Below are 5,127 nucleotides of genomic sequence, written 5' to 3'. Positions count from 1 at the left end.
CAAGGACAAGCACCTCTACACCCTGGACCTCGGCGCGCTGGTCGCCGGCTCCCGCTACCGCGGTGACTTCGAGGAGCGCCTGAAGAAGGTCCTCAAGGAGATCCGCACCCGCGGCGACATCATCCTGTTCATCGACGAGCTCCACACCCTGGTGGGTGCGGGCGCCGCCGAGGGCGCGATCGACGCCGCCAGCATCCTCAAGCCGATGCTGGCCCGCGGTGAGCTCCAGACCATCGGCGCCACCACGCTCGACGAGTACCGCAAGTACCTGGAGAAGGACGCGGCCCTCGAGCGCCGCTTCCAGCCCATCCAGGTCGCCGAGCCGTCGCTGCCGCACACGATCGAGATCCTCAAGGGTCTGCGCGACCGGTACGAGGCCCACCACCGGGTCTCCATCACCGACGAGGCCCTCGTCCAGGCCGCGACCCTGGCCGACCGGTACATCTCGGACCGCTTCCTGCCGGACAAGGCGATCGACCTGATCGACGAGGCCGGATCCCGGATGCGCATCCGCCGGATGACCGCGCCGCCGGACCTCCGCGAGTTCGACGAGAAGATCGCCGGCGTCCGCCGGGACAAGGAGTCCGCGATCGACTCCCAGGACTTCGAGAAGGCGGCGTCTCTCCGCGACAAGGAGAAGCAGCTGCTGGCGGCGAAGACCAAGCGGGAGAAGGAGTGGAAGGCCGGCGACATGGACGTCGTCGCCGAGGTCGACGGCGAGCTGATCGCCGAGGTCCTCGCGACCGCCACCGGCATCCCGGTCTTCAAGCTGACCGAGGAGGAGTCCAGCCGACTGCTCCGCATGGAGGACGAGCTCCACAAGCGCGTCATCGGTCAGAAGGACGCCGTCATCGGCCTCTCGCGGGCGATCCGTCGTACGCGTGCCGGTCTGAAGGACCCGAAGCGTCCCGGCGGCTCGTTCATCTTCGCCGGCCCGTCCGGTGTCGGTAAGACCGAGCTGGCCAAGTCGCTCGCCGAATTCCTCTTCGGCGACGAGGACGCGATGATCTCCCTCGACATGTCGGAGTTCAGCGAGAAGCACACCGTCTCGCGTCTCTTCGGTTCCCCGCCCGGATACGTCGGCTACGAAGAGGGCGGCCAGCTCACCGAGAAGGTGCGCCGCAAGCCGTTCTCCGTCGTCCTCTTCGACGAGGTCGAGAAGGCCCACCCCGATATCTTCAATTCCCTTCTCCAGATCCTGGAGGACGGTCGCCTGACCGACTCCCAGGGCCGGGTCGTGGACTTCAAGAACACGGTCATCATCATGACGACCAACCTCGGGACCCGGGACATCTCGAAGGGCTTCAACCTCGGCTTCGCTGCCCAGGGCGACACGAAGTCCAACTACGAGCGGATGAAGGCGAAGGTCAGCGACGAGCTGAAGCAGCACTTCCGCCCGGAGTTCCTCAACCGTGTGGACGACGTCATCGTCTTCCCGCAGCTGACCCAGGACGACATCCTCCAGATCGTCGACCTGATGATCAGCCGCGTGGACGAGCGCCTGAAGGACCGGGACATGGGCATCGAGCTCTCCCAGTCCGCGAAGGAGCTCCTCGCGCAGAAGGGCTACGACCCGGTCATGGGCGCCCGGCCGCTGCGCCGGACGATCCAGCGCGAGGTCGAGGACACGCTCTCCGAGAAGATCCTCTTCGGCGAGCTGCGCCCCGGTCACATCGTGGTCGTGGACACCGAGGGCGAGGGCGAGGCGAAGACCTTCACCTTCCGCGGCGAGGAGAAGTCGGCGCTGCCGGACGTCCCGCCGATCGAGCAGGCGACGGGCGGCACGGCCGGCCCGAACCTCTCGAAGGAGGCGTGAGGCCGCGACTGAGCGGCTGAACGCTTGAACGAGTGACAGGGGCGGCCCCGGAACCGATGAGGTTCCGGGGCCGCCCCTTTTTTCACGCCGTCACGTCACGTTCACGCCGTCACGTTCACGCCGTCACGCGGAACTCATGTCCTCACGCCTTCAGGCCGAAGCGGCCGCCGAAGGCCTCCTTGCCGAGGATCTGCCGCTTCGGCAGCCCCGAGACCCGCAGCCGCAGATCCGGCACCACGTGCAGCGGGGCGAGGTCCAGCTTCGTCCCCGGGATCTCCGGATACGCGAGGGTGAGGGTGCGCAGCCGGGGAATCCGGGCGAGCGCCTCCAGGTCGGCGGGCGAGACCCGTACCGCGTCCAGATGGACGGCCTCCAGAGCCGGAAGCGCGGTGAGCGGGGCCAGGCCGGCCACGCCCGGGCAGCGGCGTACGGCGAGCTGGGTGAGCTCCGCGCCGCAGCACTTCAGGAACCCGAGATCGGTGAGCGCGGGGTTGTCCGCGATGCCGAGGGTGACCACGCGGCGGCCGGCGAACGCCGCCGTCAGCTCGGCCGGTTCGAAGTCCCCCGCGACGTCCAGATGTGGGGCGTCCGGGAGCATCCCGAGCCGGGCGAGCTGCTCGGGCGCGCTGACGAGCAGCGGCGCCTCGGCCAGATCCGCGCGGGCGAGCACCTCGCGGGCGTACTCCTCGGCCGGGTACGCCGACCAGCGCCGGGCCAGCGGGAAGACGTGCCCGGCCTCGGCGTAGCGCCGGGCGTACGGGATCGCGGCGCTGCCGCCGATCTCGCCGATCAGGTCGACCACCTGCCCGACGGCGTCCTTGGCCACCTCCTCGGGGGCCGGCAGCATGTCGAGGACGTACTCGCCCAGGCGGGCGAGCTGGGCCCGCTGGGTCGCGTTGCGGGGCTCGACGACCGATTTCACCGCCTTGCGGACCCGCTCGTACAGGACCTCCGGCAGCCAGGCCGCGTGCTGGGCGGCCTGCGCCGCGAGCACGTACAGCGCCGTCTTCTGGTCCCGCACCCGGGCGGCGGAGCCGGCCGCGAGCAACCCCTCGACCAGGGCCGGGAGTTCGCGTCGCGAGCAGTGGCCGGCGGCGAGCAGCAGTACGTCGTGCCACTGCTGTTCGTGGGTGTGCCGCAGCAGCTCGGCCAGCAGGTCGTCCTCGACGAACTCCTTGGCCGCCAGGAAGTCCTGGAAGGTGCGGTGCGCGAACTGGAAGACGTCGTCGGTGCGTTCCTGGAGCAGGCCGCTGCGGTTGAGGAGATGGGTCAGCACCTCGTCGGCCGTGCCCTGCTTTTGTACCCGTGGCATGCCGGCCAGGCCGCGCTCCACCTGCCGCAGGGCCTGCGTGCGGGTCAGCTCGGTCTGGCCGCCGCGCACCAGCCACACCGCGATCCGCTGCAGCAGCTGCCGGTGATCCTCCACGGACATGCGGATGCCGTCCGGCGCGTCGATCCGGCGGCGCTTGTCGCGCGTGCCGAGCAGCATCGCGAGCGCGGACTCGTACAGCGCCCAGCGGGTCTCCGGCAGGAAGCCCTCGCGTAAGCGGTGCAGGGCGCAGATGACCGCGCACAGGAGCGGGGTGCGGGCGAGGTCGGCCAGGGCCGGGTTGTGGCGGAACTGGAGGGCGAGGTCGCGTTCGAGGACGTCCAGGCCGCCGGGGTCGACGCCGTCGAGGCGGGCCGCGTCGTGCCAGGCGGTCACGAACGTCTGGATGTCCGCGTCCCGCATCGGCAGCAGGGTCAGTTCCTCGAACTTCTCCGCGCCGAGCCAGTCGGGGTCCACGGCGAGCGGCCGCACGGTCACCACGCACCGCGTGCGCGGGAAGCGGGCGAGGAGCCCGGAGAGCCAGGCGTGCGCGGCCTCGCGGTCCTCCCGCGGCACCTCGTCGAGCCCGTCGACCATCAGCAGTGCCCGGCCCGCCGCGAGGACCCGGCCGGCCCACCCGTCGGGCGCGGTGTCGATCACGAGCCCGGCGACGCCGGGCAGTTCGGCGGGCGCGGGGAAGACCCCGCCATGGGCGCGGAGCGTGCGCAGCGGGACGACGAAGGGGACGAGGCCGTTCAGCTCGGCGAGGTGCGGCCCGAGCGTCCCGGCGGCGGCGTGCGCGGCCAGCCACCACACGAGCGTGGTCTTCCCCGCGCCCGCATCGCCGCGCAGCAGGACGCGGGGCCGAGAGGCGAGCAGATCGTCGATCCTGTGCGGGACGGGCGCGGCGTCGCCCTCCTCGGCCGCGGCCTCCAGAGAGAGGTAGGCGGTGTCGAGGTCCCACTCGGCAGAGCGGCGGTCCAGCTCGTCGAGCCCGAAAATCTTGGTCCGGCGGTAGGCGGCGCCGAGGGCTTCGGCGTACTCCTGCTCGTAGGGGGAGTCCTGGGTGGTGTGGAGGGTGTGGGCGGTCGGCTCGGGCGGCAGGCTGCCGGTCGCGTTGAGGAACGCGCCCCTGAAGCCGCCGCTGGTGACGATCGCGCCGAGGGGCACGCACTCCACCCGCCGGTGGCCGCGGCCCCGCGGCACCGCTTTGACGATGCCGAGGAGCCCGCTGCCGGCGAAGACCGGCGCGCCGGACAGGCCGGCGAGGGGCGAGGCGCCGTCGGACGGCTCCGTGGCCGGGGGCCGGTCGAGTTCGAGGACCATGGTGCGGCGGATGAGTCCGGCCAGCGGGAGCACCGTGCCCGTGTACTGGTCGATCTCCAGCTTGCGTCCCTCGTCGTAGCGCTGGATCCGCGGGAATCCGACCACCTCGCAGCCGGGCAGCGGGCGTTCGGTCGCGACGGTGGCGAGCTGGATGGTCGTCGTGTTCAGCAGGGTGGTGACGAGCCCGGGGATCAGGCTCTCCGGCGCCTTGAGCAGCGCGGCGTCGAGTTGCTGGTCCGACCAGATCACCCGGCACAGGACCCGGTCGCGCAGACCTGGCACGGACACCCAGGCCGTGTAGCCGGCCGCCACCACATGAGCACAGGTGAGGACGGTGTCGTCGGTGAGCAGCACCCCGCTGCCCTGCCGGCCGGTCTGCTCGGTGTGGACGGCGACCACGCCGCGCGCCGGGACGCGATGGGCCATCAGACGCCCGACCCGAAGTCGGAGGTGTCGCCCGCGTCCTCGTTGCCGACCAGCCACGCGCCGCCCGTCGTCGCGTTGCGGGGCTTGAGGGTGAAGGAGACGCGGTGCATCTCGCCGCGCGTACGGCTCGCGTCCGCGCCGGCCTCGACGACCCAGGCCTTCACCTTGCCCCCGCCCTTCACCTCCTTGCGCAGCTCGATCGTGAACTCCATCTCGATGTCGCCCACTTCGAAGGCGACGGGCCGCCCGG

At 71.3% G+C, this 5,127-nt stretch carries 3 protein-coding genes; 1 reads left to right on the top strand and 2 read right to left on the bottom strand.

Annotation, left to right across the window (positions count from 1 at the left end):
* Window positions 1–1,816: ATP-dependent Clp protease ATP-binding subunit (locus VIU94_RS26645; protein WP_331914862.1), on the top strand; the 1,816-nt coding region annotated here is incomplete at its 5' end.
* 142 nt (window positions 1,817–1,958) lie between these two features.
* On the opposite strand, the gene VIU94_RS26640 is transcribed toward VIU94_RS26645, so the two are convergent.
* Both VIU94_RS26640 and VIU94_RS26635 read right to left on the bottom strand, forming a co-directional pair.
* The gene (locus VIU94_RS26640; protein ID WP_331914860.1) at window positions 1,959–4,877 is read right to left on the bottom strand and encodes an NACHT domain-containing protein; all 2,919 of its coding nucleotides are present in this window, start codon (window positions 4,875–4,877) and stop codon (window positions 1,959–1,961) included.
* The coding region (locus tag VIU94_RS26635) for a trypco2 family protein (protein ID WP_331914858.1) at window positions 4,877–5,127 on the bottom strand (251 nt) is incomplete at its 5' end. The genes VIU94_RS26640 and VIU94_RS26635, both read right to left, overlap by 1 nt.

This window comes from Streptomyces sp. (genome assembly GCF_036566765.1).
Classification (GTDB): Bacteria; Actinomycetota; Actinomycetes; order Streptomycetales; family Streptomycetaceae; genus Streptomyces.
The sequence above is the reverse complement of the archived record's forward strand: the minus strand, read 5'-3'. Positions and strand labels throughout refer to the sequence as shown.

Coding starts and splice junctions, on each gene's coding strand:
- VIU94_RS26640 (WP_331914860.1), bottom strand. CDS start 4,877: ATGGCCCATCGCGTCCCGGCGCGCGGCGTGGTCGCCGTCCACACCGAG.